The sequence below is a fragment of the Leisingera sp. ABM4_101 genome (assembly GCF_056158725.1).
In genome coordinates, this window is the sequence record NZ_JBSWTV010000002.1 from 3,755,413 (window position 1) to 3,782,180 (window position 26,768).

Annotated in this window: 27 protein-coding genes and 1 tRNA gene; 13 read left to right on the top strand and 15 right to left on the bottom strand. The window is 62.8% G+C overall.

What is annotated here, in order from left to right; translation table 11 throughout:
* Positions 1 to 26: 26 nt before the first annotated feature.
* Positions 27 to 593, bottom strand: a complete 567-nt coding sequence (locus ACXAEK_RS19470) for a tetratricopeptide repeat protein (RefSeq protein WP_475044436.1) — start codon at positions 591 to 593, stop codon at positions 27 to 29.
* A 101-nt stretch (positions 594 to 694) separates the two neighbouring features.
* Here ACXAEK_RS19470 and ACXAEK_RS19475 point away from each other — a divergent pair, with 101 nt between their 5' ends.
* The 4 genes from ACXAEK_RS19475 to ACXAEK_RS19490 all read left to right on the top strand — a co-directional run bounded on the left by ACXAEK_RS19475 (position 695) and on the right by ACXAEK_RS19490 (position 4,420).
* Positions 695 to 985 (top strand): SCP2 sterol-binding domain-containing protein, encoded by a 291-nt coding sequence (locus ACXAEK_RS19475; protein ID WP_475044438.1) that lies wholly within the window; start codon positions 695 to 697, stop codon positions 983 to 985.
* Positions 985 to 1,947, top strand: coding sequence for an alpha/beta fold hydrolase (locus tag ACXAEK_RS19480; RefSeq protein ID WP_475044439.1), 963 nt, complete (start codon positions 985 to 987; stop codon positions 1,945 to 1,947). Before ACXAEK_RS19475 ends, ACXAEK_RS19480 begins: the two co-directional genes overlap by 1 nt.
* Positions 1,948 to 2,096: 149 nt before the next feature.
* On the top strand, positions 2,097 to 3,917 hold the full coding sequence (locus ACXAEK_RS19485) for a M3 family oligoendopeptidase (RefSeq protein ID WP_475044441.1): 1,821 nt from the start codon (positions 2,097 to 2,099) through the stop codon (positions 3,915 to 3,917).
* A complete protein-coding gene (locus ACXAEK_RS19490; RefSeq protein WP_475044443.1) occupies positions 3,917 to 4,420 on the top strand; it encodes a GNAT family N-acetyltransferase in 504 nt (167 codons plus the stop codon). The genes ACXAEK_RS19485 and ACXAEK_RS19490 overlap by 1 nt, the downstream gene beginning before the upstream one ends.
* Before the next feature lie 62 nt (positions 4,421 to 4,482).
* On the opposite strand, the gene ACXAEK_RS19495 is transcribed toward ACXAEK_RS19490, so the two are convergent.
* The 4 genes from ACXAEK_RS19495 to ACXAEK_RS19510 form a co-directional block, all read right to left on the bottom strand.
* On the bottom strand, positions 4,483 to 5,604 hold the full coding sequence (locus tag ACXAEK_RS19495; RefSeq protein ID WP_475044444.1) for a serine/threonine protein kinase: 1,122 nt from the start codon (positions 5,602 to 5,604) through the stop codon (positions 4,483 to 4,485).
* Positions 5,605 to 5,797: 193 nt separating this feature from the next.
* The gene (locus ACXAEK_RS19500; protein WP_475044446.1) at positions 5,798 to 6,067 is read right to left on the bottom strand and encodes a DksA/TraR family C4-type zinc finger protein; all 270 of its coding nucleotides are present in this window, start codon (positions 6,065 to 6,067) and stop codon (positions 5,798 to 5,800) included.
* Positions 6,068 to 6,580: 513 nt separating this feature from the next.
* Complete coding sequence (gene rpoH / locus ACXAEK_RS19505; RefSeq protein WP_475044448.1) at positions 6,581 to 7,477, bottom strand: RNA polymerase sigma factor RpoH; 897 nt, start codon at positions 7,475 to 7,477, stop codon at positions 6,581 to 6,583.
* Positions 7,478 to 7,661: 184 nt separating this feature from the next.
* A complete protein-coding gene (locus ACXAEK_RS19510) occupies positions 7,662 to 8,699 on the bottom strand; it encodes an RluA family pseudouridine synthase (protein ID WP_475044450.1) in 1,038 nt (345 codons plus the stop codon).
* On the opposite strand from ACXAEK_RS19510, the gene ACXAEK_RS19515 reads away from it, so the two are divergent.
* Positions 8,698 to 9,003, top strand: a complete 306-nt coding sequence (locus ACXAEK_RS19515) for a DUF6476 family protein (protein WP_475044451.1) — start codon at positions 8,698 to 8,700, stop codon at positions 9,001 to 9,003. The two genes, ACXAEK_RS19510 and ACXAEK_RS19515, sit on opposite strands and share 2 nt — an antisense overlap.
* A gap of 9 nt (positions 9,004 to 9,012) precedes the next feature.
* On the opposite strand, the gene ACXAEK_RS19520 is transcribed toward ACXAEK_RS19515, so the two are convergent.
* Entirely contained in the window at positions 9,013 to 9,594 is a 582-nt protein-coding gene (locus ACXAEK_RS19520; RefSeq protein ID WP_475044452.1) for a hypothetical protein, read from the bottom strand.
* Between the two features lie 153 nt (positions 9,595 to 9,747).
* On the opposite strand from ACXAEK_RS19520, the gene ACXAEK_RS19525 reads away from it, so the two are divergent.
* A complete protein-coding gene (locus tag ACXAEK_RS19525; protein ID WP_475044453.1) occupies positions 9,748 to 10,104 on the top strand; it encodes a hypothetical protein in 357 nt (118 codons plus the stop codon).
* Between the two features lie 1,266 nt (positions 10,105 to 11,370).
* Here ACXAEK_RS19525 and ACXAEK_RS19530 read toward each other — a convergent pair.
* The gene (locus ACXAEK_RS19530; protein WP_475044455.1) at positions 11,371 to 12,240 is read right to left on the bottom strand and encodes a LysR substrate-binding domain-containing protein; all 870 of its coding nucleotides are present in this window, start codon (positions 12,238 to 12,240) and stop codon (positions 11,371 to 11,373) included.
* 117 nt (positions 12,241 to 12,357) lie between these two features.
* Here ACXAEK_RS19530 and ACXAEK_RS19535 point away from each other — a divergent pair, with 117 nt between their 5' ends.
* Together ACXAEK_RS19535 and ACXAEK_RS19540 are read left to right on the top strand one after the other, a co-directional pair.
* A complete protein-coding gene (locus ACXAEK_RS19535) occupies positions 12,358 to 13,899 on the top strand; it encodes a trimethylamine methyltransferase family protein (RefSeq protein ID WP_475045317.1) in 1,542 nt (513 codons plus the stop codon).
* Positions 13,900 to 13,915: 16 nt separating this feature from the next.
* Positions 13,916 to 15,007: an aminomethyl transferase family protein gene (locus ACXAEK_RS19540; RefSeq protein ID WP_475044457.1), complete on the top strand. Its 1,092-nt coding sequence runs from the start codon at positions 13,916 to 13,918 to the stop codon at positions 15,005 to 15,007.
* A gap of 339 nt (positions 15,008 to 15,346) precedes the next feature.
* On the opposite strand, the gene ACXAEK_RS19545 is transcribed toward ACXAEK_RS19540, so the two are convergent.
* Positions 15,347 to 15,423: transfer RNA gene (locus ACXAEK_RS19545), tRNA-His, on the bottom strand.
* 194 nt (positions 15,424 to 15,617) lie between these two features.
* Positions 15,618 to 16,115 carry an N-acetyltransferase family protein gene (locus tag ACXAEK_RS19550; RefSeq protein ID WP_475044459.1) on the bottom strand — a complete coding sequence of 166 codons (498 nt, stop codon included), beginning with the start codon at positions 16,113 to 16,115 and terminating at the stop codon, positions 15,618 to 15,620.
* 88 nt (positions 16,116 to 16,203) lie between these two features.
* On the opposite strand from ACXAEK_RS19550, the gene ACXAEK_RS19555 reads away from it, so the two are divergent.
* A complete protein-coding gene (locus tag ACXAEK_RS19555; RefSeq protein ID WP_475044461.1) occupies positions 16,204 to 16,389 on the top strand; it encodes a DUF6324 family protein in 186 nt (61 codons plus the stop codon).
* A 137-nt stretch (positions 16,390 to 16,526) separates the two neighbouring features.
* On the opposite strand, the gene ACXAEK_RS19560 is transcribed toward ACXAEK_RS19555, so the two are convergent.
* The 5 genes from ACXAEK_RS19560 to ribB form a co-directional block, all read right to left on the bottom strand.
* Positions 16,527 to 17,006: an MmcB family DNA repair protein gene (locus ACXAEK_RS19560; protein ID WP_475045319.1), complete on the bottom strand. Its 480-nt coding sequence runs from the start codon at positions 17,004 to 17,006 to the stop codon at positions 16,527 to 16,529.
* 353 nt (positions 17,007 to 17,359) lie between these two features.
* Positions 17,360 to 17,686 carry a hypothetical protein gene (locus ACXAEK_RS19565; protein ID WP_475044463.1) on the bottom strand — a complete coding sequence of 109 codons (327 nt, stop codon included), beginning with the start codon at positions 17,684 to 17,686 and terminating at the stop codon, positions 17,360 to 17,362.
* A gap of 168 nt (positions 17,687 to 17,854) precedes the next feature.
* Positions 17,855 to 18,337 carry a transcription antitermination factor NusB gene (nusB, locus tag ACXAEK_RS19570; RefSeq protein WP_475044465.1) on the bottom strand — a complete coding sequence of 161 codons (483 nt, stop codon included), beginning with the start codon at positions 18,335 to 18,337 and terminating at the stop codon, positions 17,855 to 17,857.
* Complete coding sequence (locus ACXAEK_RS19575) at positions 18,334 to 18,885, bottom strand: 6,7-dimethyl-8-ribityllumazine synthase (protein WP_475044467.1); 552 nt, start codon at positions 18,883 to 18,885, stop codon at positions 18,334 to 18,336. The genes nusB and ACXAEK_RS19575 overlap by 4 nt, the downstream gene beginning before the upstream one ends.
* Position 18,886: 1 nt before the next feature.
* Entirely contained in the window at positions 18,887 to 20,014 is a 1,128-nt protein-coding gene (gene ribB, locus ACXAEK_RS19580; protein ID WP_475044469.1) for a 3,4-dihydroxy-2-butanone-4-phosphate synthase, read from the bottom strand.
* 196 nt (positions 20,015 to 20,210) lie between these two features.
* Here ribB and ACXAEK_RS19585 point away from each other — a divergent pair, with 196 nt between their 5' ends.
* Positions 20,211 to 21,263 (top strand): proline racemase family protein, encoded by a 1,053-nt coding sequence (locus tag ACXAEK_RS19585; protein WP_475044471.1) that lies wholly within the window; start codon positions 20,211 to 20,213, stop codon positions 21,261 to 21,263.
* Between the two features lie 169 nt (positions 21,264 to 21,432).
* On the opposite strand, the gene ACXAEK_RS19590 is transcribed toward ACXAEK_RS19585, so the two are convergent.
* Positions 21,433 to 22,020: a riboflavin synthase gene (locus tag ACXAEK_RS19590; protein ID WP_475044473.1), complete on the bottom strand. Its 588-nt coding sequence runs from the start codon at positions 22,018 to 22,020 to the stop codon at positions 21,433 to 21,435.
* A gap of 164 nt (positions 22,021 to 22,184) precedes the next feature.
* Between ACXAEK_RS19590 and ACXAEK_RS19595 the strand changes: the two genes are divergently transcribed.
* From ACXAEK_RS19595 to ACXAEK_RS19605, 3 genes are all read left to right on the top strand, one after another.
* On the top strand, positions 22,185 to 23,477 hold the full coding sequence (locus ACXAEK_RS19595; protein WP_475044475.1) for a capsule biosynthesis protein: 1,293 nt from the start codon (positions 22,185 to 22,187) through the stop codon (positions 23,475 to 23,477).
* Between the two features lie 95 nt (positions 23,478 to 23,572).
* Positions 23,573 to 24,706: a polysaccharide biosynthesis/export family protein gene (locus tag ACXAEK_RS19600; protein WP_475044477.1), complete on the top strand. Its 1,134-nt coding sequence runs from the start codon at positions 23,573 to 23,575 to the stop codon at positions 24,704 to 24,706.
* 6 nt (positions 24,707 to 24,712) lie between these two features.
* Positions 24,713 to 26,725, top strand: a complete 2,013-nt coding sequence (locus ACXAEK_RS19605; RefSeq protein WP_475044479.1) for a capsular polysaccharide biosynthesis protein — start codon at positions 24,713 to 24,715, stop codon at positions 26,723 to 26,725.
* Positions 26,726 to 26,768: the final 43 nt, after the last annotated feature.

Genomic DNA, 26,768 nt, shown 5'->3' on the forward strand with positions numbered 1-26,768 from the left:
TTTCAGCCCCCGCGCCCCAACGGGGCTTACAGTTCCCTGCCCTCGACCGAGGATTTCAGACGTTCGAGGGCGCTGCTTACTTCCTCGTGGTGCGGATGTATAGCCTTGGCACGCTGGTAGGCCTTATACGCATGTTCCGGCTGTCGGAACTGCTCAAACACCACGCCCAGCGCATAGATCGCGTTGTAGTCCTGCGGATTGAGCGCCAGTGACCGCTCCAGATCCGCAACCGACGGGCCATAAAGCCCGATCTCGAAATAGACCCGCGCGCGTGTGTACCAGCCGCGGGCGAAATCCGGCGCGTGATCGGTCAGCGCGGTCAGGTGCTCCACCGCCTCCTGCAGGTCGCCCCGTTCCATCGCGTCACGCCCCCGCCGCAGCAGCAAATCCATGGCAGGCGAACCGCTCTTGGCCCACAGCGCCTGCAACTCGCGGTCTATTGCCGCAGCCTCCGCCGGCGCCGCTTGCGCCAGGTCCTGCAGCAGCACATCAGCAGTCAGCGCTTGCGCGGAAACCTGCGCAGGCAGGGAATACGTGACTGTGACCGCCGTTGCCGCCACGATAGCTTTGAGCTTTGAGTGAATTGCCAGCATGATGCCCCCAGTGTAATCCCGCGCGCGGCATTTTCCAGTATTGGATGCAAATGCTTCACAGGTTTGTGCTATGAAGCGCGCAAAGCAGATTGAGGACCGATATGAGCGATACCCTTGCACAGGCGGCAGAAGCCCTGAACGAAAAACTGGACGCAGGCGCCTTTGACGCGTCCGCCAAATTCGAGATTGAGGGCCTGGGCGCCATCGTGCTGGACAGCAGCGGCGCGCGGGTCAGCGACGAAGACGCCGATGTGACCATGACTGCGGACGCCGATACGTTCCAGTCGATCCTGGAGGGCGACCTGAACCCCACCGCCGCCTTCATGTCGGGCAAGCTGACCATTGACGGCGACATGGGCACCGCGATGAAACTTGCGTCGGCCTTGTCCTAATGGACGGCGCCCAAATGGACCTGCAGCCCGCCCCCCTGTTCGCGGATATCGCCCAGGGGCCTGCGGGCGGCCAGGCCCATTGGGTGCAAGCCTCTGACGACCTGCGCATCCGCGCGGGCCACTGGCGCCCCGAAGGCGCGGCACAGGGCACTGTCCTGCTGTTCCCCGGGCGCACCGAATATGTCGAGAAATACGGCCTGGCCGCGGCAGATTTCGCAGACCGCGGCTTTGCCACCCTCACTGTGGACTGGCGCGGCCAGGGCTTGGCAGACCGGATGCTGGCAGAGCGCCGCCTGGGCCATGTTGAAGACTTCACCGACTTTCAAAAGGACGTCCAGGCCCTGATCCGGCTGGCAGAAAAGCTGGAGCTTCCCAAACCCTGGTTCCTTGTGGGCCACTCCATGGGCGGCGCCATCGGCCTGCGCGCGGTGATGCAAGGGCTGAAGGTAAACGCCTGCTGCTTCACCGGCCCGATGTGGGGCATCCAGATCCCGCCGCTGCTGCGCCCTTTTGCCAGCTTACTCGGCGGTATTGCCCCCTATCTGCACCTGGACAGGCTGCTGCTGCCGACCACGGCGCTGGACCAATACGTGCAGATCACCCCGTTTGAGGGCAACACTCTGACCACCGATGCCGATATGTACCGGATGATGCACGCGCAGCTGGCGGCGCAGCCCGATCTGGCGCTTGGCGGGCCGACCATCCAATGGCTGCGCGTCAGCCTGCAGGAATGCTCCTGGCTGGCGGAACAATCCTCGCCCGCCCTGCCCTGCATCACCTTCCTTGGCTCGGATGAACAGATCGTCAACACGGACGCCATCCACGATCGCATGAACCGCTGGCCCGGCGGCGAACTGGACCTGATCAAGGGCGGCCAGCACGAGGTGATGATGGAAACGCCGGAAATCCGGGAGCACGTTTTCAACAGCATGTGCCGCCTTTTCGAGCAGCACCGCGGCTGACCCCGCCGTTGCCTCTGCGGCGTACGCTGCATTTACCCCGTTCTTACCTGCATCTGTCATTCTCTCCCGGTTCCGCGACCCTCGGCTTGTGATCCCTGAAGCCCGCCCTTAGATGTTGGGTCAACGCATTTTTCATGACAGGAGCCCCCATGTTCCAGCTTCCCTTCCCCGTCCGCGACGCAAACGCCACTGCCGGTTCCGGCGGCCTTGGCAACCTGCCGGAATGGGATCTCAGCGATCTCTATGCGTCTGAGGACGCCCCCGAACTGGCCCGCGACCTGGACTGGCTGCAAGAGGAATGCGCCGCCTTTGCCGCCGACTACGAGGGCAAGCTGGCGGATCTGGATGCGGACGGCCTGCTGGAATGCGTGCAGCGCAATGAGAAGATCAACAACATCGCCGGCCGCATCATGTCCTTTGCGGGGCTGCGCTATTACCAGCTGACCACCGACGCCGGCCGCGCGGCCTTTCTGTCCGACTGCCAGGAAAAGGTCACCATCGCCACCACCCCGCTGGTGTTCTTCACGCTGGAACTGAACCGGATCGAAGACAGCGTGATGGACGCGCATCTGGCCGCCAATGCGGAACTGGCGCGTTATGACAGCGTGTTCCGCCGCATCCGCGCCATGAAACCCTACCAGCTGTCGGACGAGCTGGAAAAGTTCATGCATGACCTCGGCATCGTCGGCGACGCCTGGGAGAAATTGTTTGACGAGACCATCGCGGGCCTCACCTTCACCGTTGATGGCGAAGAGCTGAACATCGAAGGCACCCTGAACCTGCTGACCGAACAGGACCGCAGCAAGCGCGAGGCTGCCGCCCGCGAACTGGCCCGCGTCTTTGCTGAGAACATCAAGACCTTTGCCCGCGTCCACAACACCCAGGCCAAGGAAAAGGAAATCATCGACCGCTGGCGCGGCATGCCCAGCCCGCAGACCGGCCGCCACCTCTCCAACGACGTGGAGCCCGAGGTCGTCGAGGCGCTGCGCGAGGCCGTGGTCGCCGCCTACCCCAAGCTCAGCCACCGCTACTACGAGCTGAAGCGCAAATGGCTGGGCCTCGACGTGATGCAGGTCTGGGACCGCAACGCACCGCTGCCGCTGGAGGACACCTCGGTCGTCAGCTGGGCAGATGCCGAAAAGACCGTGATGGAGGCCTATAACGCCTTTGATCCCCGCATGGGCGAGATTGCAGCCCCCTTCTTCTCGGACGGCTGGATTGACGCCGGCGTGAAACCCGGCAAGGCGCCCGGCGCCTTTGCCCACCCCACCGTCACCAACGTGCATCCTTATGTGATGCTGAACTACCTGGGCAAGCCGCGCGACGTGATGACACTGGCGCATGAGCTGGGCCATGGCGTCCACCAGGTGCTGGCCGCAGAACAGGGCGAAATGCTCTCCTCCACCCCGCTGACTCTGGCGGAAACCGCGTCTGTCTTTGGCGAAATGCTCACCTTCCGCAAGATGCTCGACAACGCCAAGACCAAGGAGCAGCGCAAGGTGCTGCTGGCCGGCAAGGTCGAGGACATGATCAACACGGTTGTGCGCCAGATCGCCTTTTATGACTTTGAATGCAAACTGCACGCCGCCCGGTCTGAGGGCGAGCTGACCCCGGATGACATCAACGCCATCTGGATGTCGGTGCAGGCTGAGTTGCTGGGCGAGGCGTTCGAGTACATGGAGGGCTACGAGACCTTCTGGGCCTATATCCCCCACTTCGTGCATTCGCCCTTCTACGTCTACGCCTATGCCTTTGGCGATGGCTTGGTGAACGCGCTCTACTCGGTCTATGCCGAGGGCGGCGAAGGCTTTGAGGACAAGTATTTCGAAATGCTCAAGGCAGGCGGCTCCAAGCACCACAAGGAACTGCTGGCCCCCTTCGGCCTCGATGCCACCGACCCCAAGTTCTGGGACAAGGGTCTTTCCATGATCTCCGGCTTCATCGACGAGCTGGAAGCGATGGAAGACTGATGCCAATTGCCCTGCACCCGGTGGCCCGCGGCGAGTTTGATCTTGTCGCCCGCATCCAGGTGGAGCCGGATCAGGTTCGCTACTCCGGCACCGTGGCGCAGGCGTTCCAGGAAAATGAGGAGGGCGTGGATTTTCATGCCATCCTCGACGGCTCCCGCGCGGTGGGCTTCTTCAAAATCGACCGGCTGTATCATGAGACATACAGCTTTGCCGCTGCGGATGAACTGGGCCTCCGTGCCTTCATGATTGATCGCGAGGATCAAGGCAAAGGCTATGCCACCGCTGCGGTGGCCGCTCTGAAAACCTACCTGCCTGCGCAATATCCGGGCCGGTGCGCGGTGGTGCTGACGGTCAATATGCAAAACCTTGGCGCCGTCCGCTGCTACCGCAGGGGCGGATTTGCAGACACCGGCGGCATCCATCCGCATGGTATTGCCGGCCCGCAACATATTTTGCGGATGCCTCTCGCCGGGCGGCCGGAATTTTGCGAAAATTCTGGCTAGGAAAACACGTGTTTTCCTAGCCGTTTCCCGCGCCGGGAAACGGCGCGAGGGTCTCAGAGGGCTCACTGATGCGGGAAGTAGTCCTCGCAGTCGCCGTCGCGGTAAACATCCGCGGTGCAGCAGTGCAAGCCGCCGCCAAAGGCATAGGCGTCGCGCAGCTCGACCTCGACCACTTCCATACCCAGCTTGTCCATCTGCTCCGCCTGGTAGACCTCGGATTTCTCGACGCAGACGGTCTTGGGGTCCAGAACCAGCACATTCATCGACAGCCAGGTCGAGGAATAGCACAGCGGCGGCGGGGTGTTGTGGGCGGGCTGCGCCGCGTCGACGATGTCCCAACCGTTCTTGTTGAACATCTCGCGCTGCTCATCCGGCAGGCGGCGCTGCGGGTTGTTCAGGATCAGCCCCGGGCGCAGCGGGGTGAAGGTGGCGTCAATGTGGATCGGGTACGGGTCGCCCGGGAAATTCACCGTGTGCACGCGGTGATCCGGGAAGTGGCGGCGCAGCCATTCGATGCCTTTGAGGTTGGTGGTGAAACCATGCTGCACCACCAGGTCCTTGCCAAAGCGCAGCACGTCGGCGGCGTCGAACAAGGGTTCTTCCTCGGTGGTGACAAAGAACTTCTCCGCCGCCCATTCCAGCCGCTTGGCCTCGCCGATCTTGTCGCTGAGGTAATCCGGGTGGTAATCCGCATCCGTGAGGCGTGGCTTGGGGGCTGCCTCGTGCCGGAAGTTCGGATCTTCCTCCCAGTACTGCTTCAGCAGCGGCCGGTAGTTCAGGTACTCGAACCAGCGGCAGCGGTAGGACATGGTGGCTTCGAGCATCTCATGGCCGACAGTCAGCAGCACGTCGCGTGGCGGCATGCAGCCGAATTGGCTGTCGGTGTGGAAATCCGGCGTGGTGACGGGCTGCGCATGGTCGATTGAGACCGGACGGTCGACACGGATGCCGCGGCCCCGCAGCTGATCGGCAAAATTGTCCAGCAGTTCATTGGCGCGGTCGATGGTTTCCTGCGGGCGGCGGCCCCACTGGCCGCGCATGTCGCTGTCTTCCGGCACCTTGGCATCCAGCGCGGGCTCTTCCGGCGGGATGTGGCAATCATCCGCACGCCCCACGATCACATGGCGCAGCGTGTCCCATTCGTTCCAGCTTTTGACTTCGGTTTTTTCCGGCGACCAGGCCATGGATGCCTCCTCATTTTCTGGGAGACAAGGCGGGGCCTTCAATCTCCCGATTGAAAGTCCCGGCGTACAGGAGCGTGGGTTTTGGGCGAGAGCAAACCGCTCTCCAGCGACGCCATCGCCTGTGAGCCCGGCGCCCGATATAGCAGCCAAAGGGGATGCGGGGAAGACGATTCAGACGCAGCAGAGGCTTGCGTCATTTCAGCTGGCTGTCCTTGGAGCCGCGCCGGTTGATGCCGCCGCGCGCCTGTTGGGCGCCGTCGCGTTCCTGCTGGCAGTCGATGCAGAGCTTGACGCCGGGAAGAGCAATGCGGCGTTTCTCCGGAATGGGTTCCTCGCATTCGGCGCAATGGGTGAGGCTTTCGCCCACCGGGCGCCTCACGGCCTTCATCCGCGCCAGCTCGTCGTTGATCGAGGCTTCGATCTGTTCATTCACCGCGCCGTCCTGCGCCCAGCCGCCTGCCATGGCTCCTCCTCCTGTGCCAGAGACCTGAGTTTAATCCCGCGCCGGTGCCCTGGCCAGCCCGGCATGGCGGCAATATCCGAGTAAATCTATCAACTATTTGATTTTATTGCATTTTCCATTGACCCGCACTCGCAGACCGCATAAACAGAATACAGAAATTGCAAGCAAGCCAGAATCACCAGGCCGCAAGCAGCCAGCGCTCCAGCTCTCCTTCGGGACAGCCAGACAGCTAGCACCGCCAGCAACCAGAGTGATTTCAGCCAGCCGCGCCAAAACGACCGTGCCAGCGTTTCTGCCAGCCCCTATCCCGCCGCGCACCCAGCGTTTCGCCAGGCCCGTGCCAGACAGGTTTCCCGCCAGCATCCGCCAGCTTTTTCAGGTCAGTACTGCTGTCCCAATGTTTCGCGCGCGAAACATTACGGCAGAAGCACTGCCGTAAAGCCAGCATCATTGCCAGATGACAAAAAAGGCGGTGCCCAGCACCGCCTTTCATTCCTTCGCATGGCCGCCGGATCAAGCGCCGGTCAGCATGCCTTTTTCCATTGCCAGTTCGCGCATTTTCTTCTGCAGCTTTTCAAACGCCCGCACTTCGATCTGGCGGATGCGTTCGCGGCTGACATTATACTGCGTGCTGAGCTCTTCCAGCGTCACCGCCTGATCCATCAGGCGGCGCTGGGTCAGAATGTCCTTCTCGCGGTCGTTCAGCACGTCCAGCGCAGCAGTCAGCAGCTCACGGCGGGCTTCCAGCTCATCACGGGCTTCATAGTCGCCAGCCTGGTCGGCGTCTTCATCCTCGAGCCAGTCCTGCCATTGCATGGTGCCCTCGCCCTCGGATCCGACGGTGGCATTGAGCGAGGCATCGCCGCCGGACATACGGCGGTTCATCGAGATCACCTCATCCTCGGTCACGCCAAGGTCGTTGGCGATCTGCGCGACGTTTTCCGGGCGCAGGTCGCCCTCCTCCAGCGCGCCGATGCGGGCTTTGGCTTTACGCAGGTTGAAGAACAGTTTCTTCTGCGCCGAGGTGGTGCCCAGTTTGACCAGCGACCAGGACCGCAGGATATATTCCTGGATCGAGGCGCGGATCCACCACATGGCATAAGTTGCCAGGCGGAAGCCCTTTTCCGGGTCAAAACGCTTCACCGCCTGCATCAGGCCGACGTTGGCCTCAGAGATCACTTCGGCCTGCGGCAGGCCATAGCCGCGGTAACCCATGGCGATCTTGGCCGCGAGCCGCAGATGGGACGTGACCATCTTGTGGGCAGACTGCGCGTCCTGCTCCTCGACCCAGCGCTTGGCCAGCATGTATTCCTCTTCCGGCTCCAAAAGCGGAAACTTGCGGATTTCCTGGAGATACCGGTTCAGGCCGCCTTCCGGTGTCGGGGCAGGCAGATTTGCATAATTCGCCATATAAAGTGTCCCTCCCAAAATGTATAAGGACTTAACATCAGCGCATATGTGTTAGCGCCAAATCCTTTTCAAGGACCACACAGGGAATTCTTCTAGTTTAGCCCGACTTATTTCGTCTGTGAATTGCATCACAGGCAGGAACACGCTGATTTGCTGGTAGTTTACCGGGGATGTTCCGGCACCGTCACTGCGCGGTTTCGTTCCGCAAAGCTGTTAGGAGATCCGCCATGTCCGGCGGCAGCGGCGCCTCAAAGCGCAGCGCTTCGCCGCTAACAGGGTGGTCAAAGCCCAGCACCGCAGCATGAAGCGCCTGGCGCGGGAAAGCCTGCACTGCTGCCTGCCCGGCTTCATTCAGCGCCTTGGCGGCCAGCTTGCGGCGGCCGCCATAGGTGGGGTCGCCGATCAGCCCGTGCCCGGCATGGGCCATATGCACCCGGATCTGGTGGGTGCGGCCGGTCTCCAGCCAGCATTCGATCAGCGCAGCGCAGGGCGGGTTGCCAAAGCTTTCAATGATGCGCGCGCGGGTCACCGCATGGCGGCCGCCCTGGAACAGCACCGCCTGCTTCTGGCGGTCGGCCTTGTGGCGGGCCAGCTGGGTGGTGAGCTTGAGGATATTGCCAGGCTCGAAACTGGCGCCCTTAACGCCGCGCAGGCGCGGGTCGTTGCCGTCCGGCACACCGTAGCAAACGGCCTGGTAGTAGCGCTCAACCGTGTGTTTCTCGAATTGCGCTGCCAGCCCCTGGTGGGCGGCGTCGGACTTGGCCACCACCAGGAGGCCGCTGGTCTCCTTGTCGATGCGGTGCACGATGCCGGGGCGTTTGACCCCGCCCACGCCCGACAGATTGCCGCCGAAATGGTGCAGCAGCGCGTTGACCAAAGTGCCCGAGGGCGAACCCGGCGCCGGATGCACAACCATGCCCGCGGGCTTGTTGATGACAATCAGATCCTCGTCCTCATAGACGATTTCCAGCGGAATATCCTCAGGGCCAATATGGCTGTCCTCGGCCTCTTCCACCTCGATGGCGATCTGCGCGCCCTCTGCGACGCGCGCCTTGGCGTCCTGCACCACGATGCCGTCCACCATCAGCGCGCCCTCATCGATCAGCCGCGCCAGCCGGGTGCGCGACAGCGACGCCTCCTCTGGCACATCGCGCGAAACCGCTTTATCAAGCCGCTTAGGCGGGTTTTCCGCGATGACAAACTCAATCCGGCGGCTGCCCATGACTGATCCTTCCGAGACCGAAACCAATGTGGAACCGCCGCAGATCCGGTTCCTGCGGCGGCTGGTGACCACGCTGACCGTGGTGATGATTGGCGGGCTTGTAGTGATTATCTCGCTGCTTGTCATCCGCTTGCAGTCCGGCGATGCGCCGCTGCCCGCGGAAATCACCCTGCCTGCGGGGGTGGAGGCCGATGCGGTGACACTGGGGCGCGGCTGGATTGCAGTCGTCAGCCGGGACAACCGCATACTGATCTTTGACCGCGAGACCGGTGCGCTGCGCCAGGAAGTTCAGATCCAGCAATAGGCCGGCGGCTCAGGACCGCAGCAGCACCTTGTTTGAATCAATGGCCGCGGCGATCTGCGCGTATTGGCTTTGCCGCTCCCGCGCGGTCTCGGCGCTGCGCAGCAAAACAGTGGCTGCCTCCTCGAAAATCCGGGCGGCCTGCTGATTGACTGCCGCCTGTGCGGACGGGCTGACAGGTGTCAGCGGGCGGCTGGTACGCACCGAGGGATCGGCAGAGCTGGTAACGCTGACCCGGCCGCGTCCCGGATCACTGTTTTGCCGGGCCAGGCGCCTGAGCTTGGCAGACGTGTCCTGCAGGACGCTGCGCACCTCATCATAATCCGTTCCCTTGGGGATACCGCCTGCCGTGGCTTCCAGGCGTTCGGACAGGCAATCCACCTGCAGCGCCGAATTGCCGGTGGCACGGCAAAAGGCCTTGGCTGCGGACAAGGCGGCCATCAGCTCCGCCAGAAAAGCTGCCGACCCGAATTCCCCCGCGGGTACCACAACCGTGTAGACCAGGGGTGCCGAGCCTTGCGTCAGCCCCGGTCCGGCAACCAGGCCAAGACAGGACGCCCATGCGGTCAGGCTTTTGACAAAAGTGCCGTTCATAACATTTTCCTCGCAATAAACCAAAATCCGCTCATGACATCCGGCAGTTGCGCGGCATACTGCCGGAACCCCGCCGGGCAATACGCAGCATATTGTCCGCCAGACGCAGCTTCACTACCCTCAAACTGTTCCATAGCATAAGGTTGTTTTCCCATGCCTACCAGCATCTTGCAGGCAGTTTCCCTGATTATTCCGCTCACCCTTGCCGGCCAGGCTGCCTTTGCCCAGGCCGGCAACCCCGCGCTGGACGAGGCCAAGCGGCGGCTGGCCTGCGGTGCTGCGGTGCCTGTCGCCGCCAGCTATTTGCCAGACGGCACCCTGCAGGTGACCTGCCAGGCGCCGGGCGCCGAAGCTGTCTCGCAGGCCACCACCGACAGCCTGCCGCAAACCGGGCTGTCCGCGGGTGCCACGGCTGGCGTTGTCGCGGGAACCCTGTTCCTGGTGCTGGTGGCAGATGACGATGACGCGACCTCGACGACGACAACCACAACAACCAGCACCACAGACTGAGGATGGCTGCGCCGGGCAGTGCCTGCAGGCAAACGCGGCCGTGACGCCCCTGCAGGCCTGCCTCTGCAGCACAAAATCTGAGCCCCTGCCGGGGCTCATTTACGTACCCGCACCACTTGAAATACCAGGCCCGGCAGCAAAGCGGACCAACGGCAAACACCGGCCGGATGCTGGAACTGCAAAATGGTACCCCCCGGCGTGAACGGGGCACCTGTGGATCAACAAATCTCACCCTAGATTATTACATTTTTCCACAGCCCGCGATTTACTCACTTACCCTGATCAAACATTGCCTTGGTTAAAAATCAGGCCTTCGATCGCTTTCATGCCCTGCCTGCATTTGGCTGTTGTATCGCTACAGTGGAGCCCGCGAACCATGACCCGAGCACCTCTCAATGCGAAGATGGTCTCGGAACTCTCCATCCCTGAATAAGGGTGCAAAGCGCCTGGAACACAATGCTGCGCGGCTTTGAATACAGGCTCACCAAGGCGCCCAGAACTTACCTTTCTGCAGCTCGTGTTAAGGGTAGAAAGCGGCAGGCAACAACTGGCCGCCCCGATGCGCTGATCACTCAAGAGGTGCGGCGCGAAGCAAAGAACTTCTTGGTTTACACCCCCTGCAGAGGGCACGTACGAACGATCCGCCGCCTCATACTACGGCCACCGATCCGACCCACGTCAACGCTTGTTAAAAGCGCCAAAGCAACGCACTTGCGAGTTGGTGAGCCGGGCAAACCCACACCTCGCACAGCCGCTCAACCAATGGCCGGAATGTTCCGCGGAAAGACTGAGAAAAGTATCAACCCAAAGCAACTTGGCTGCTTGGTTCGGCCAGCTGAGGATTGGCCGAGCGAGAACTCATGGACCAACGCCGCTGGCGCTTTCCGCCTCGGTTTCATCGTCGCTGCTCTCCCCAATCCACACGGGAATTGAACAAGCGAGTTACCCCTCGATCAAGCCAGAGTTTTCAACGAAACAGGCTCGAACCGGCCGCCTGTTCTTAGTGCGGCGAGCGACCGGGTTTAGCCCCGTATGCTGAATGCTGCGCGGTGCTTTAGGGACCGTTTTATACAAAAGATTCCGTTGCAATGCCGCAGATTGCGCCCCCCCCCCCCTTCGGAACCTGACCGGCCCTGAGCCGGTCTTGGAGAACATTGTTTCGCCACGTGGCAGCTGCCCAGAAACCGCCATCCACATACAGGTCCGGCGCCGGTGCCGGAGCTGCTTATGCGAGAGCTTAAAAGGCAAGCCGGCAATATGCGCAGCCTATTGTTTTTGCAGCCATTCAGAGAATGCACGGACAGCTTCCCGCGAGACAGCTTTGCGCGGGCGGACCAGAAAGTAGCCATAGTCCTGCAGCATATGCGGTGACAGACGGAACAGCTTCTCCTCTTCCAGCTCCCTTTCGATCAGGGTGTCCATCAAGGCGACACCCTGACCATCGATCACTGCCTGTACACGCACGTTGGGGTCAGGGATGATCAGCGTATCCCGCCGCGTCCAGTGCGGCAGCGCCGCGGTATTCAGCCAGTCTGTCCAAGCATCGCTGTCATCATGGTCACGCAGCAGCGTAAAGGTTGAAACCGCTTGCTCCCAGCCCAGCCGCTCCACCGTTTCCAGTGCTGCAGCATTGCCTGCGGGAAAAGCCGGGCACGGCAGAAACGGCGTAACGTCGCCATCTCCCCATTGCCCGCTTCCCCAACGGATCGCGATATCAACACCCTGCGCTTCAAGGTCGAACAGCCGGATCATCGGTTGCAGCCGAAGCTGGATATCCGGATGCTCCTGCATGAAGGACATCAGTCGCGGCGACAGCCAGCGGGCGGCGAAATAGGTGGAGATGCCCACCGTCAATGTCCTGGCAGAGAGCCCCTTCAGAGTCAGGATCCCAGCCTCGATCTCTTCATAATGGTCTTGGCAGGCAGCCAGCAGCTTGAGTCCGCCGGGCGTCATCTCCACCCCGCGGGCGTTGCGCTGAAACAGCGCAAACCCCAGATCCGCCTCCAGTGTTTTGATCTGATAGCTGACCGCACCCTTGGTCATGTTCAACGCCCCGGCCGCATCTGAAAAACTGCGGTAGCGGGCGATCTCAGCAAACAGGCGCAGGCTGTCATGATGGCGGAATTCTACGGGCACGATACAAACGTATAAATTTTCTGAACACTGAGGGCAAATAATATCGATTGTTGGCGTTTCAAAATCTGAAAAAATGAATCACGAAACTTATCTTCAGGAGGTGCATCGTTGGGAAATATGAACGCCAAGACCCACATCACCCAGCGCGGCAGGTCGCGCCAGGGGCGGCTGACCCGGCACAATGCACCTCAGGCTGCACCGGTGTACAGGCGCCGTCAGATCCCTGCCTACGACCTGCTGGACGAGACCGCACTCCGGCGCATCGAAGCTCAGGCGGACTGGATCCTGGAGCATATCGGCGTTGAATTCCGTGGTGACGACACAGCACTTGCTCTGTTTGCCGCAGCCGGAGCGCGCGTTGACGGTGTCCGGGTCCGCTTCGAGCCGGGCCATGTGCGCCAGTTGTGCAAATCTGCGCCCGCAGAATTCCAGCTGCATGGCCGCACCCACGCCCGCACCGTGGCCCTGGGCGGTGACAACCTGGTGCTGATGCCCGGCTACGGCTCGCCCTTTGTCACCGACCTGGAGCAAGGCCGCCGCTACGCCAGGCTGGCGGACTTTGAGAATTTCGTGAAGCTATCGCATATGTCGCCTGCCTTGCACCATACCGGCGGCACCGTGGTTGAACCGACCGATGTGCCGGTGAACAAGCGGCATCTGGACATGATGCTGGCGCATCTCACCCTATCGGATAAACCCTTCATGGGCGGCGTCACCTCAGCCCAGGGCGCACAGGACAGCGTTGAGATGGCCCGGCTGGCCTTTGGCGCGGAGTTTCTCGACCAGAACGCGGTGATGCAGGCCAATATCAACGTCAATTCGCCGCTGATCTATGACGGCGTGATGTCCGCCTCCCTGCGCATCTATGCTGAGGCCAACCAATGCGTCTGCATTTCACCCGCCATCTTTGCCGGCGCTATGGGGCCGCTCTCACCGGCAGCGGTTGCTGCCCAAACCCTGGCAGAGGCGATGGTGGGCATCGCCCTCACCCAGCTGGTGCGCCCAGGCTGCCCGGCCGTCTTCGGCAGCTTCCATTCTTCCATGAACCTGCGCAGCGGCGCACTGACGTTTGGCTCCCCGGAGGCGAACCTCACCACCATGGCGCTGAGCCAGCTGGGCCGCAGGCTGGGAGTGCCGGTGCGCTCCGGCGGCGGCCAGGTCACAGCCTCCAACGCCGCCGACGGCCAGGCGATGCAGGACAGCACTGGTGCGATGTGGGCAACTCTCCTGTCCGGCGGCCATCAGGTCTGGCACGCGGCGGGCTGGCTAGAAGGCGGGCTGGTGATGTCCTACGAGAAGTTCGTAATGGACCTCGACCATTGCGGCGCGATGCTGAAGATGCTGCAGGGGTTTGGCACGGGCGACGAGGCCTTTGGCCGTGATGCCTACGCCGAGGCGGGTCCGGGCGAGAACTTCCTGTCTTCGAGCCACACCCTGCGCCATTACACCACCGCCAATTTTGAACCGCAGGTGCCCGAAGGCGGCCCCTTTGAAACCTGGGACGAAAATGGCCGCAAGACCTCTGACCAGCGCGCTGCCACCCGCTGGCGGCAGATGCTGACGGAGTATCAGCCGCCGGAGATGCCGACAGCAATCCGCACAGCCCTGAATGACTTCGTGGCGGAGCGCAAAGCCGCCATGCCCGACGAATGGTATTGAGAAAGGACCCTGAAACATGACCGAAGAACTGAGCCGCATCTCGGCGCTTGCCTCCCGCCACATTGCCCTGGGTTCAGGGCTTGAGGACTGGAACGGCATGGGCACCGCCTGGACTTACAGCACCGACCCGAATGACGAGCACGACGCAGTGCGCGAGCGGGCCGGCATGTTCGATATGTCCCCGCTGAAGAAGGTGTTTGTCCGCGGCAAGGACGCGCAGGCCGTGCTGGATCACTTGACCACACGCGACCTGTCCAAACTGGTGCCGGGTAAAGCCGCCTACCTCTGCGTGCTGACCGAAGCGGGCGGAATTGCTGACGACGCCATCGTCTCAAACAACGGCGGCGATGAATGGATGATCGTGCATGGCTCCGGCAATACTATGGCGCTGCTGCAAGCCTCGGCAGAGGGCCGTGACGTCTGGCTGGAGTTCACCGACGACCTGCACGACGTCTCGGTCCAGGGTCCGGCAGCGCTGGACATCCTGAACGCCCTTTGCAACATCGATCTTGCCCGGCTGGGGTATTTTGAACACGCACCCGCCGTCCTGTTTGGCCACCCCTGCCGGATCTCACGCACCGGCTATTCAGGTGAACGCGGCTATGAGATCTTTGCCAGCGCCGCAGTGATAGCAGATATCTGGGACAAGCTGGCAGAGGCTGGTGTCATGCCCTGCTCATTCACCGCGCTCGACAAGGTGCGGATTGAAGCGGGACTGCTGTTTTACGGTTATGACATGACCGAAGCGCACACCCCGTGGGAGGTCGGCCTGGGGTTCACAGTAAGCGCCGCTAAGGGCGATTTCCGCGGCAAGGAAGCAGTGATGGCGGCGAAAGGCCGGGAGAAGATTTCCAATGCCTGCCTCGATATTGATCATTCTGACATGGTGGAGGGCGGAGAGGCCTTGCTGCTGGATGGTGAGGAGATCGGGGTGATCAACAGCCCATGCTATTCGCACCGGATGAGGAAGTCGCTGGCGCTGGCACATGTCCGCCCAGGGGTCGCGGCCGGGGCGGTTCTCACGGTCAAGGGCGATGCGCTGGAAACCACGGCTATTGTGGTTGAAAGCCCGGTCTATGATCCGCAAAAGCTGCGACCTCATCAGTAAGCCAGCCAAAAGCAGAGCGGCGGCCTAAGAAACGCGCGCTTTGATTGGCTGCTAGGCTGCCAGTTCGAGGGGGGGGGGCCTTTGCAAGAGCCCAGCCAAGAGATTTGAGGTTTTCGGCAGATTGGGTGTCTGCCAAGACGCAGGGCATTGCCAAACTCAGGCATGCAAATACTTGCATAAACCGTCGGAGCCAGAGCAACTCGCGACTATGTGCTGAGCACCTCTGTAGCTGTCTAAAGCGTTCGGATTAGCAATGGCTGCACATTGGCTACACATCGGGACAGGCCGCAGCGCATGCACTTCTCAGAGGTGGCAAAGTTTCATTTTACTGAGGGTTTATGGTACCGCCTCCCCGGCTTGAACGGGGGACCTCTGGATCCACAATCCAGCGCTCTAACCAACTGAGCTAAGGCGGCACTGAGGGGGCATTTATAGCACGCTCCAGAGCCGTGCAAGAGGTTTTTTTGCCTTCTGTTTCAGAAACCGGCCCTCTGTCGGCTGATGACGGACAAAGCCTGAACATGACGGCAGGCTATGCGGAAACTTATCCACAAGCATTTGCAAACACGTCAGAATCTTCCCTTCAGGGATGCGTGAGCAATCCTCGCTCCTAAGCGTGCTCCTCAACAAGGGACAGGCGCCAGGTCTGCTCCACAAGATCCTGCCCGTAGCTGTGCACAGGGCGGCTTCCTTCCAGCTCCCAGCCAAAGGCCCGGTACAGCGCACAGGCTGTGCGATGGCTTTCGTGGGTCTTCAGCATCATACTGCCGTAACCCGCCGCGCGGGCAAACGCCATGCACTCGCGCAGCAGACGCTTTCCCAGCCCCTTGCCGCGCGCCTTGGGTGTCAGCAGGAACAGCCGCAGCTGCGCGGTTGCCTCGTCCTTTTTCATGCAAAACACGGTGCCCAGCCGTTCATTCCCGCTCACCGCCATCCAGCCCCGCTCGCAGGCCGGATCATGGCCGGCGCAGAAGCTGTGCAGGATATCGGCAACCAGCGGCCCGAAGGTTTCGTCAAACCCGGCCTCGCGGGCATAAAGATCCTGGTGGCGGGCCACCAGCCACTGCATGTCGGTCGGGGCGAATCGGCGCAGGGTCACATCCGTCATGCCCCAGTGTAGCGCAAACCCGGCTTGCCTTTCAGCCTGCGGCGGGCTAGCACCGGCTGCAATCCGCTGACCGGCTTGGGAGTGCAAGATGAGTATCAATACCGAACGCGACATCGAGGCAAACCTGCAAATCGGCCCGACCGATCAGGGCATGGTGCGAATTTTCATCGAGGCCGGCGGCACCGAAATCCCAATGGACTTCGACCCGGAAGAGGCCGAGGAGATCGCCGACGAGATCCGCGCCGCAGCCCAAGCCGCGCGCAGCGTCAAGTAAGGCAGAAACATCGCACACAAGGGGCTGAGACGGCAGTGCCGTCCGCAGCGCACCGCAGCTGCGCTGCACAGCCCAAGGCTGCCAGGAGGCACCGGCGCAGCCGGGGCATCCGCTGGCGCGGGAGCACCGCCGGATCACTAGTCCGGCGGCTCATCCTCAGCGCCGCCCAGCAGCATCCCATCCTTGCCCGGACGCGGATCGCGCAAGGCTTGCAGGCGGCGGGCAGCATCCATGGCAAATTTCTGCACCAGCTTCTTGCGCCGGGCCGGCGCCAGCTTCTCCTCAGGCGCCATGCGGATGATTTCCGCATCATAGGAATCAGCGATGATCAGCCCGGTTTCATCAGGCAACAGTTCCACCGGGAACTCCGCATCCACTGCCCAGAAGTACCGGTCACACCACTCCAAGTAGCCTTGCCATTTGCTGTCGGACTGGAAATCGGCGCGGCTGGACTTGCACTCGATCACCCAGATCTCTCCCTTGGGCCCCAGCGCCATAACATCCACCCGCAGGCCGCGGGCCGGCACGAATTCCTCCAGCGGCGCATAGCCGAGCGAGCGCAGATAGCGCGACACGCCGCGGGCGAGCTTCTGTCCTGGTTGCAGATCTTCCATCATGCGGGCAAATGTGAACAATTGGAGAACAAAAAGCAATGCCGCGCTTTTGCCGCGAAACGCTGCCGGATGCTCCTGCCCCCTTGTAACGGCGCCTCCGGCAGCTTAGTTACGGGCTTGGCGGGTTCTGCCCTTCTCGTGACAGGCAGCATTCCGGTGGCCTTAAGCAATTCCGAGGGAGCTGGCTCTGTCCGGATCCTGGTCCGTTTACCTGGCGCCCACCTGTATATACAGGTCCTCGGGAATCAAAGCCGCACGGTTGACTGGTGGTCCCGCCGCTTTTCCTCCCCCCGCAAAGAAAAACCGCGCCTTCCGGGGTGGAAAGCGCGGCGGAATGTTTCAGCGTCTTTGACCTTTCAGCGGCGGCGCAGCTGGCGGTCCTGCTGCGAATGCGCCTCAGCCTGCACGCGCACCGGCTGGAACTGATGCGCCACCGGGGTGCCGCCGCGGGGGCCCTTGTCCTTTTCTGCCATCGCCATGACCGCCCAGGCAAACTGCACGCCGGCAAAAACAATGCCATGCATGAACCACAGCAGAAACACTGCCAGCAGCCCGGCATCGGAGGTGGAGACGAGAGACCAGAGGTTCATCACATTGAACCACAAGAGCATGGCGACAAAACCGCCTGCGATTCCAAAGCCAATCACAACATTGCGGATGTACATCTTCACCAGTTCAGGCATCACTGACCTCCAGAATTTCAAGAGGAGGTTAGCAGTCTTTACAGCGCCGTCCAGCGCTTCTTTGCCGCATCGGCGGAATTTGCCGAAGTCATTGCGAAACCTTTGTTTAAACACAAAAAGCGCGCCCAAAGGCGCGCCTTTCATCTCTCAACACCGGTTCTGAATGCCTCAGAACGCTTCCGGCCGCGCCTCGCGCGCCATGTGGTCGAGCACGGCGTTGACAAACTTCGGCTCTTTGCCTTCCGGGAAGAAGGCGCGGGCGATGTCCACAAACTCGTTGATCACCACCTTGGGCGGGGTGTCGGACTGCAGCAGCTCGGCACCGGCCGCGCGGAACAGTGCCCGCAGGGTCGGATCAATGCGGGCAATCGGCCATTTCGCCACCAGGGCGCGGTCGGTCATCTGGTCGATCCTCGCCTGATGATTCACCGCCTCACGCACCAGATTGCGGAACACCTTGGTGTCGCCTTCCGCCATCTCATCGCCTTCATAAACAGCGCCAAAACGGTGGTCCTCAAATTCAACGATCACCCTGTCAAAGGTGAGGCCGCTGTGTTCCATCTGGAACAGCGCCTGCACGGCGTAAAGCCGCGCTGCCGATCTCATCTGATTCTTGCCGTTGCCCTTGGGGCGGCTGTCCTGGGTGCTCATGCGCTGGTGGATCCGTTGTCTGTATCGGCAACCTGGTAGGCCCCTGCGGGCGCCTTGAAGCCGATGCCTTTGGTCTGGGCGCCCCACTTACGCGTGAGTGCGATCAGATGCAAGGCCGCAGCCGCAGCACCGCCGCCTTTGTTCTGATCGGCAGTATCGGCGCGCACTTCGGCCTGTTTGCGGTTTTCCACGGTCAGGATGCCATTGCCGATGCACAGGCCCTGCAGCCCCATCAGCTGGATTGCGCGGGAGCTGTCGTTGCAGACAGTCTCGTAATGGGTGGTCTCGCCGCGGATCACGCAGCCCAGCGCCACGTAGCCGTCGAAGTTCGAAGTCCGGTCGGCGATGGCAATTGCAGTCGGCACTTCCAGCGCGCCCGGCACTTCGACGATTTCATAAGTGCCACCTGCGGCTTCGATCTCCGCCGCGGCGCCCGCCACCAGATTGTCGGCGATATCCTTGTAGTAAGGCGCCACCACGATCAGCAGCTTCACCGGCTTATCGAATTCCGCGCGCGGCAGGGTGTAGTGGGTTTCATGTCCAGCCATATCAAGCGTCCTTCAGAATGGGGCGGCTGCCGGTGATGGAAAGGCCATAGGCGTCCAGCCCGACGTATTTGGTCGAGGGCGAGTCGGTCAGCAGGACCAGCTTATGCAAGCCCAGGCTCGACAGGATCTGGGCGCCGATGCCGGTCTGTTTGATGGTCACCGTGCGCGGGCCTTCGTCCTCGTTGGCATAAAGCGCATTGCGCGGCTGGCGGAACAGCGTCACGACGCCGCGGCCTTCCTCGGCGATGATCTCCATCGCGCGCGGCAGCTGGCGGGCGGATTTCGGGCCGAGACCCAGAATATCGGTTGCCTCATGCAGTGCGTGGGTGCGCACCAGCACCGGTTCCGGCGTGGTGATGTCGCCCTTGATCATCACCACATGCTCGATGCCGTGGGTCTGGTCGGTGAACAGCCGCATTTCCCACTCACCGCCGATTTCGGAGTTGACGGTCTCGCGCGAGGTTTCCACCACCAGGTTGTCGTTGCGGGCGCGGTAGGTGATCAGGTCGGAAATGGTGCCGATCTTCAGCCCGTGTTTCTGCGCATATTCCACCAGGTCAGGCAGACGCGCCATGGTACCGTCTTCCTTCATGATCTCGCAGATTACGGAGGACGGGTAATGGCCCGCCAAACGGGCAACATCGCAGCCGGCCTCGGTGTGGCCCGCGCGGACCAGCACCCCGCCCCGGCGCGCCCGCAGCGGGAACACGTGGCCGGGCGTGGCGATGTCGGCGGCGGTTTTCTCCGGGTCGATGGCGGTGGCGACAGTCAGGGCGCGGTCGGCAGCAGAGATGCCGGTGGAGACGCCTTCGCGCGCCTCAATGGAAACGGTAAAGGCGGTTTCGTGGCGCGAAGAATTGTGCATCGCCATCATCGGCAGGCCCAGTTCCTCGATCCGTTCGGCCGGCATGGTCAGGCAGATCAGGCCGCGGCCATGGGTTGCCATGAAGTTGATCGCAGCCGCATCGGCAGCTTGCGCCGGGATCACCAGATCGCCCTCATTCTCACGGTCCTCGTGGTCGACCAGGATGAACATGCGGCCCTGGCGGGCCTCTTCGATGATCTCTTCAATCGGGCTGATGGCATCGCGCAGTTGCGCTTCTACCGGCCCCGGTGTTTCAAAGCTCATGTGGCAGCCTTTCAGTGGGCTTGGGGCAGTACGCCTGGCACTGCGGGTTCTTTCCTTGCCAGATAGCCCAGAGATGCAGCAAATGCCAGTCCTGCAAACGGCAACAAGGGGTCTGGACGCGCCTTGTGCATCCGTGCACAAGTTATTTTGGATCCAATCATGGATCCAGGGTTTCAAAGGGTTGGGAGGACCAGACATGCGCGCATCCCGCATCATTCAGGCGGTTGAGGCTCATGCAGAAGGCGAACCGGGGCGGGTGATCACTGGCGGCATGCCCCTGCTGCGGGGCAATTCGGTGTTCGAGAAGATGCAGGACATGGCCGCTAACCATGACGAAATCCGCCTGCAAATGCTGCGCGAGCCGCGCGGCAACCCGGGTCTGTGCGGCAATGCCATCGTGCCCCCCTGCCATCCGGAGGCGGACGCCGGCTTCATCATCTTCGAGCAGTCGGAATATCCGCCGATGTCGGGTTCCAACACCATCTGCGTGGTGACGGTATTGCTGGAGACCGGCATGGTGCCGATGGTGGAGCCGGTCACCGAGCTGACATTGGAGGCGCCGGCCGGGCTGATCCGGGTCCGCGCCGCGTGCAAGGACGGCAAGGTAACGCGGGTGGAGTTCAAGAACGTGCCCGCCTTTGCGGTGCATCTGGATGCACAGGTCGAGGTCGCCGGCCTGGGCACGGTCACCGTGGATGTGGCCTGGGGCGGCATGTTCTTTGTGCTGGCCGAGGCGGAAAGGCTTGGCCTTTCATTGGACGCGGACAATGGCGCCGAAATCGTGCGGGTGTCCGAGGCGATCCGCCATGCCACCGCGGAGCAGCTGCCGGTGGTGCATCCCGGGAACCCTGAAATCACCGGGCCGACGATCACCAACCTCTGGGGCGCTCCGGTGGCGGAGGGAACCCATGGGCGCGGGGCCATCACCATCTCGACCGGCCCCTTCGATCCGGCGCGCCCGCAGGACGCCAGCGGCATCCTCGACCGCTCGCCCTGCGGCACCGGCACCTGCGCCAAGATGGCGGTGCTGCACGCCCGCGGGCTGCTGGGCGCAGGGCAGGACTATGTGAATGCCGGCCCGCTGGGCACGACCTTTACGGGCCGCATCCTGGAGGAGACACAGGTGGGCCCCTACAAGGCGATTGTCCCGACCCTGTCAGGCCAGGGCTGGATCTATGGCCTTTCCAGCTACACGCTGGATCCCAGCGACCCGTTCCCGGCAGGCTATACCGTCGGCGACATGTGGTGACGCGCGCCGCGCCAGCGGCGCGCCCGGCCCAACGCCTTGGGCGGCATCCATGATGCTGGCCGAGGGGGCGGGAGCGTCTGGCTGAGGGGGAAAAGGGGCGCTGCCCCTCGGCCCTTCCGGGCCTCACCCCGGAGTATTTTCAACCAGAAAGAAGCCGAAGGGCGGGTGGTCAGCCGGCCTCGTGCAGACGGGCGACGTAGCGGGCCAAGGTGTCGATTTCCAGGTTGATGCGGTCGCCCGTCTTTACGCCGCCCCAGGTGGTGGCTTCTTTGGTGTGCGGGATGAAATTGATACCAAAATCGCAGCCATCCACATCGTTCACTGTCAGCGACGTGCCGTTCAGCGCCACCGAGCCCTTGGGCGCGATGAAACGGGCCAGCGCCTCCGGTGCGCGCAGGGTGACCCGGGTGCTGTCGCCCTCGTCTTCCATCTTCACCACTTCTGCAACGCCGTCCACATGGCCGGAGACTATATGGCCGCCAAGCTCGTCGCCCACTTTCAGCGCGCGCTCCAGGTTCACCCGCTTGCCCACGGCCCAGCTGTCGAGGTTGGTCTTGGAGACAGTTTCGGCCGAGATCTGCACATCGTACCAGTCTTCGCCCAGGGCAATCACGGTCAGGCAGACCCCGTCAGACGCGATCGAGGCGCCAATGTCGATGGTGGCGGTGTCATAGGCGGTGCGGATGCGGGCGCGCAAATCGCCCTGCTGCTCCAGCTCGGCAATGGTGCCTATGTCGGTGATGATGCCTGTAAACATGGGGCTGCTCCTTGCCGGTGCTATGACAATCCTGCCGCAGAGGTAGCCAAGCTGCGCTGCCGGCACAAGCCCCGGCTTGCCCTGCCCGCCCCTGCGGCCATAGTTTCGCCCCAGTCGGGTGTTAACAAAACCTTGAGCCAGCCAGCCTTATCTTTGCGATCGTAATGCCGAACCTTCCCAAGACACAACGCAGCTTTCTGTTTCTGCAGGGCCCGCACGGCCCGTTTTTCGCCGCCCTTGGCAAGATGCTGCAGGCGGCCGGCTGCGAGGTGGCGCGGGTGGGCTTCAATGCGGGCGATCAGGCCTTCTGGCGCTGCAAGGACAGTTACATCCCTTTCAACGGCCGCCAGGATACATGGCCGGAAGCTCTCGCCGGGCTGCTGGAGCGCCGCGGCATCACCGACATCGTGCTCTATGGCGATACCCGGCCGATACATGCCGCCGCCGTTCAGGCGGCGCAGCAGCGCGGCATAACCGTGCATGTGTTTGAGGAAGGCTATCTGCGCCCTTATTGGGTGACCTATGAGCGCGGCGGTGCCAATGGCCATTCGCGGCTGATGGAAATGAGCGTTTCAGAAATGCAGCAAGCGCTTGCGCTATCCGATATGGAGGCACCTCTGCCGCCTGCCCACTGGGGCGACATGCGCCAGCACGTGTTCTACGGCGCGCTCTACCACTGGTTCGTGATGTTCCGGAACCGCAAGTACGGCAATTTCCGGCCGCACCGGGCGCTTACCGTGACCAAGGAATTCCGGCTCTATCTGAAACGCCTGCTGCTTATGCCCGCCCAGGCATTGGACCGGCGGCTGGCCGAGCGGCGCATCCGAAACGGCGGCTTTCCTTATCACCTGGCGCTGCTGCAACTGGAGCATGACAGCTCCTTTCAGATGCATTCGCCGTTTTCCAGCATGGGCGATTTCCTGGATGAGGTAATCAGCGGCTTTGCCGAAGGCGCCCCCCGCCATCACCATCTGGTGATCAAGGCGCATCCGCTGGAGGATGACCGCGCCCAGGTGCGCCGCACGCTGCGGAAACTGGCGCGCGCGCATGGCATTGCTGACCGGGTGCATTACGTGCGCGGCGGCAAGCTGGCGCAGCTCTTGAACGAGGCCCGCACAGCGGTGACGGTCAATTCCACCGCCGGGCAGCAAGTGCTGTGGCGCGGCATCCCTCTGCGGGTGTTCGGGCGCGCTGTCTATGCCAAGCCGGAGTTCGTCTCGCAGCAGCCCCTGGCGGAATTCTTTGCCGCCGCCAGCCGGCCCGACAGCCGCGCCTACAAGGATTACCGCCGGTTCCTGCTGGAAACATCACAGGTGCCGGGCGGGTTCTACTCCCGCGAAGGCCGCCGCCAGCTGCTGCGCCAGGTGGCCGATATGATGCTGGCAGACGAGGACCCCTATGACGCCTTGCGCCTGGGCACAGCGGCACCGCGGCAACAGTTGCGGCTGGTGACCTGACAGCATTTCGCCCAAAGACTGGATTTTTCCCTTCCATCCGGTTAGGTTGCCCCTAAAACTTGTGGCAAACAATAATTGGTCGAGGAGACCGAGCAGTGAAATCCGTTCCCCTTCGCTGGGCGCGTCCGGTGGCAATGCTGGCAGCATTGGCCCTTGCGGCCTCCTGCGGCCTGCCCAAGGTCGGCCCCAACAAACGCCAGATCTTCGCAGGTTCCGTGCAGCGCGAAGGCGACGCCTTCATCGTCTCGGTGAATGACCGGGTCGCCCGTGCCACCGCGGTGGTGCCCGCGCTTGGCTTTTCATCCGGCTTCACCTCTGCGGGCAGGCTGACCTCCGACACGATCCGCCCCGGCGATGTGCTGGGGCTGACGGTCTGGGAAAACGTCGACGACGGGCTGCTGGCAGCCGAGGCCACCAACTCCACAGTGCTGGAAGAGGTGCAGGTGGACAGCGCCGGCTATATCTTTGTGCCCTATGCAGGCCGCCTGCGCGCCTCCGGCAACACCCCGGATCAGCTGCGCGAGACCATCACCCGGAAGCTGGAAGACCAGACTCCCGACCCGCAGGTGCAGGTGCGCCGCCTGGCGGGCGACGGTGCGACCGTCAGCCTGACAGGCTCCGTCGGTGCCCAGGGTGTTTATCCGATCGAACGGCCGACACGCACCCTGTCCGCGATGCTGGCGCAGGCCGGCGGCGTTACCATTCAACCGGAAATCGCCCAGGTGACCGTGATCCGGGGCAGCGAAAAGGGCAAGATCTGGTTCCAGGATCTGTTCGACCATCCGGAACTGGATGTCGCCTTGCGCGGCGGAGACCGCATCCTGGTGGAAGAGGACACCCGCTCCTTTACCGCACTGGGCGCCACTTCTGCCCAGGCGCGGGTGCCGTTTGAAAGCCAGGATCTGTCAGCGCTGGAAGCCATTGCCCAGGTGGGCGGCCTGATTTCCACAGCATCGGACCCCACCGGCGTGTTCGTGCTGCGCAACGAGCCGGCCGAGATTGCCAACCAGGTGCTGGGGCGCGACGATCTGATCGGGGCACAGCGCATGGTCTATGTGCTGAACCTCACTCAGCCGAACGGGCTGTTTGTCGCCCGCGATTTCGTAATCCGCGACGACGATACGCTCTATGTCACCGAAGCGCCCTATACCCAGTGGACCAAGACCATCTCGCTTCTCGTAACGCCGGTCGGCTCGCTGTCGAGCGTCTCCACTGCACTGGATGGCTAACCCCTCATGTGCCTGACAACAGGCCAGCACAAAGCCGGGAGCGATGCGTCCCGGCTTTTTGTTTTCAATGGCGGATTTCTGACCCAGCGCCGGGTGCGGCGGATCTTGCAGCTGGCTGGGTACGACATCCGGCTGGGCCTTCCCCGGCCGGAGGATCTGGTAGGAATTTGGGGCGCCTCCCCGACGGCGCACCGCGGCCGGGCGGTGGCACGGCAGCGCGGCTGCGGCTTACTCAGGGTCGAGGATGCCTTTTTGCGATCAATCCACCCGGGCCGGGCCGGGGAGCCGCCGATGGGGCTGCTGCTGGACCGCTCCGGTGTGCATTTCGATGCCGCAGCGCCTTCGGAACTGGAGCAGCTGCTCGCCGGCCATCCGCTGGATGACGCGCATCTGATGCGCCGGGCGCGGGACGCAATTGCCAGGCTCAGGGAGGCGCATCTCAGCAAATACAACGCCTTTGACCCCGAAACCCCGGCACCTGAGCCCGGTTATGTGCTGGTTGCGGATCAGGCCCGGGATGACGCCTCTGTCACGGCCTCCCGGGCGGACCGGGCGCGGTTCCTTGAGATGCTGGCCTTTGCCCAGGAAGAACACCCCGGTGCCCGGGTGCTGATCAAGACCCACCCAGAAACACTGCGCGGCTTCCGTGCGGGATATTTCGATGCAGCGGACGCGCAGGGGCGCGTCACCCTGTTCACAGGCAGCGTCTCCCCCTGGGAATTGCTGGAAGGTGCCGTGGGGGTTTATACTGTATCCTCTCAACTGGGGTTCGAGGCGATCCTGGCAGGTCACAAACCGCGGGTCTTCGGACAGCCGTTCTACGCTGGATGGGGGCTGTCCCTGGACGATGCCCCGCCTGCCCGGCGCCAGCGGCAGCTGACCCGGGCGCAACTGTTTGCGGCGGCGATGATCCTCTATCCCAAATGGTACGACCCGTTCAGGGATGAGCTGTGCCAGCTGGAAACCGTGCTGGACAATCTGGAGGCCAAGGCAAGGGCCTGGCGGCAGGACCGTCACGGCTGGGCGGCTTCCGGCATGCGGCTGTGGAAGCGCAAGCCGCTGCAGAAGTTTTTCGGTGCCGAGAAGCGGGTGCTGTTCACCGAAGACCCTGCCAAGGCACAGGCGGGAGCGCGCCGCCGAATGATCTGGGCAGGCAAAGCCACAAAGGCCCACGGCAGTGCCGTACGCGTGGAGGACGGCTTCTTGCGGTCCCGCGGGCTGGGTGCGGAACTGGTACCGCCGCTGTCGCTGGTGACGGACAGCAGCGGCATTTACTATGACCCGCGCCAGCCCTCTGACCTGGACCGGCTGATTGCCCGCCGCACCGCGATGACAGAGGCGCAGGAGCTGCGGGCGGAGCGGCTGGTGCAATCGCTGATCCGGGGCGGCCTGTCGAAGTATAATCTTGGCGGCCAGGCCCCGTCGCTGCCAACGGGGCACCGGATCCTGGTGCCGGGGCAGGTGGAGGACGATGCCTCAATCCTGTGCGGAGCGGGGACGGTGCGGACGAATTTGGACCTGCTGCGCGCGGCGCGCAGCGCCAACCCGGAGGCCGTGATCATCTACAAGCCGCATCCGGACGTGGAGGCCGGGTTGCGCAAGGGACAGGTGGCTGCCGGGGATTTCGCGGATGCCGTGGCGGCGCATGCGGATCCGGTTGCGCTGCTGGACGAGGTGCAGGAGGTCTGGACGATGACCTCTTTGCTGGGGTTCGAGGCGCTGCTGCGCGGGGTTCGTGTCACCACGATGGGAACGCCGTTCTATGCCGGCTGGGGCCTGACCGCCGACATGGCGCCGCCACCGCCCTGGCGCCAGGCTCCGGTGCCGCTTCTGGGTCTCGTTCATGCCGCCCTGATCGACTACCCGCGCTATTTCGACCCGGTCACCGGACAGCCATGCTCTGTTGAAACCGCCGTTATGCGGCTGCGCGACGGACGCTTGCCGCACCCCGGTCCCGGCAACCGGCTGCTGTCAAAACTGCAAGGCCTGTTTGCCACCTATGCCAGCCTCTGGCGCTGAAAGTTCCGGTGTCCTCCCGCGCCCGCGGGATGCCCTGGCCATG

Excerpts from the sequence above, each read along its gene's own strand:
- ACXAEK_RS19470 (WP_475044436.1), bottom strand. The coding sequence starts at position 593 with ATGCTGGCAATTCACTCAAAGCTCAAAGCTATCGTGGCGGCAACGGCG.
- ACXAEK_RS19475 (WP_475044438.1), top strand. The coding sequence starts at position 695 with ATGAGCGATACCCTTGCACAGGCGGCAGAAGCCCTGAACGAAAAACTG.
- ACXAEK_RS19480 (WP_475044439.1), top strand. The coding sequence starts at position 985 with ATGGACGGCGCCCAAATGGACCTGCAGCCCGCCCCCCTGTTCGCGGAT.
- ACXAEK_RS19485 (WP_475044441.1), top strand. The coding sequence starts at position 2,097 with ATGTTCCAGCTTCCCTTCCCCGTCCGCGACGCAAACGCCACTGCCGGT.
- ACXAEK_RS19490 (WP_475044443.1), top strand. The coding sequence starts at position 3,917 with ATGCCAATTGCCCTGCACCCGGTGGCCCGCGGCGAGTTTGATCTTGTC.
- ACXAEK_RS19495 (WP_475044444.1), bottom strand. The coding sequence starts at position 5,604 with ATGGCCTGGTCGCCGGAAAAAACCGAAGTCAAAAGCTGGAACGAATGG.
- ACXAEK_RS19500 (WP_475044446.1), bottom strand. The coding sequence starts at position 6,067 with ATGGCAGGCGGCTGGGCGCAGGACGGCGCGGTGAATGAACAGATCGAA.
- rpoH (WP_475044448.1), bottom strand. The coding sequence starts at position 7,477 with ATGGCGAATTATGCAAATCTGCCTGCCCCGACACCGGAAGGCGGCCTG.
- ACXAEK_RS19515 (WP_475044451.1), top strand. The coding sequence starts at position 8,698 with ATGACTGATCCTTCCGAGACCGAAACCAATGTGGAACCGCCGCAGATC.
- ACXAEK_RS19510 (WP_475044450.1), bottom strand. The coding sequence starts at position 8,699 with ATGGGCAGCCGCCGGATTGAGTTTGTCATCGCGGAAAACCCGCCTAAG.
- ACXAEK_RS19520 (WP_475044452.1), bottom strand. The coding sequence starts at position 9,594 with ATGAACGGCACTTTTGTCAAAAGCCTGACCGCATGGGCGTCCTGTCTT.
- ACXAEK_RS19525 (WP_475044453.1), top strand. The coding sequence starts at position 9,748 with ATGCCTACCAGCATCTTGCAGGCAGTTTCCCTGATTATTCCGCTCACC.
- ACXAEK_RS19535 (WP_475045317.1), top strand. The coding sequence starts at position 12,358 with ATGAACGCCAAGACCCACATCACCCAGCGCGGCAGGTCGCGCCAGGGG.
- ACXAEK_RS19540 (WP_475044457.1), top strand. The coding sequence starts at position 13,916 with ATGACCGAAGAACTGAGCCGCATCTCGGCGCTTGCCTCCCGCCACATT.
- ACXAEK_RS19550 (WP_475044459.1), bottom strand. The coding sequence starts at position 16,115 with ATGACGGATGTGACCCTGCGCCGATTCGCCCCGACCGACATGCAGTGG.
- ACXAEK_RS19555 (WP_475044461.1), top strand. The coding sequence starts at position 16,204 with ATGAGTATCAATACCGAACGCGACATCGAGGCAAACCTGCAAATCGGC.
- ACXAEK_RS19560 (WP_475045319.1), bottom strand. The coding sequence starts at position 17,006 with ATGATGGAAGATCTGCAACCAGGACAGAAGCTCGCCCGCGGCGTGTCG.
- ACXAEK_RS19565 (WP_475044463.1), bottom strand. The coding sequence starts at position 17,686 with ATGCCTGAACTGGTGAAGATGTACATCCGCAATGTTGTGATTGGCTTT.
- nusB (WP_475044465.1), bottom strand. The coding sequence starts at position 18,337 with ATGAGCACCCAGGACAGCCGCCCCAAGGGCAACGGCAAGAATCAGATG.
- ACXAEK_RS19575 (WP_475044467.1), bottom strand. The coding sequence starts at position 18,885 with ATGGCTGGACATGAAACCCACTACACCCTGCCGCGCGCGGAATTCGAT.
- ribB (WP_475044469.1), bottom strand. The coding sequence starts at position 20,014 with ATGAGCTTTGAAACACCGGGGCCGGTAGAAGCGCAACTGCGCGATGCC.
- ACXAEK_RS19585 (WP_475044471.1), top strand. The coding sequence starts at position 20,211 with ATGCGCGCATCCCGCATCATTCAGGCGGTTGAGGCTCATGCAGAAGGC.
- ACXAEK_RS19590 (WP_475044473.1), bottom strand. The coding sequence starts at position 22,020 with ATGTTTACAGGCATCATCACCGACATAGGCACCATTGCCGAGCTGGAG.
- ACXAEK_RS19595 (WP_475044475.1), top strand. The coding sequence starts at position 22,185 with ATGCCGAACCTTCCCAAGACACAACGCAGCTTTCTGTTTCTGCAGGGC.
- ACXAEK_RS19605 (WP_475044479.1), top strand. The coding sequence starts at position 24,713 with ATGTGCCTGACAACAGGCCAGCACAAAGCCGGGAGCGATGCGTCCCGG.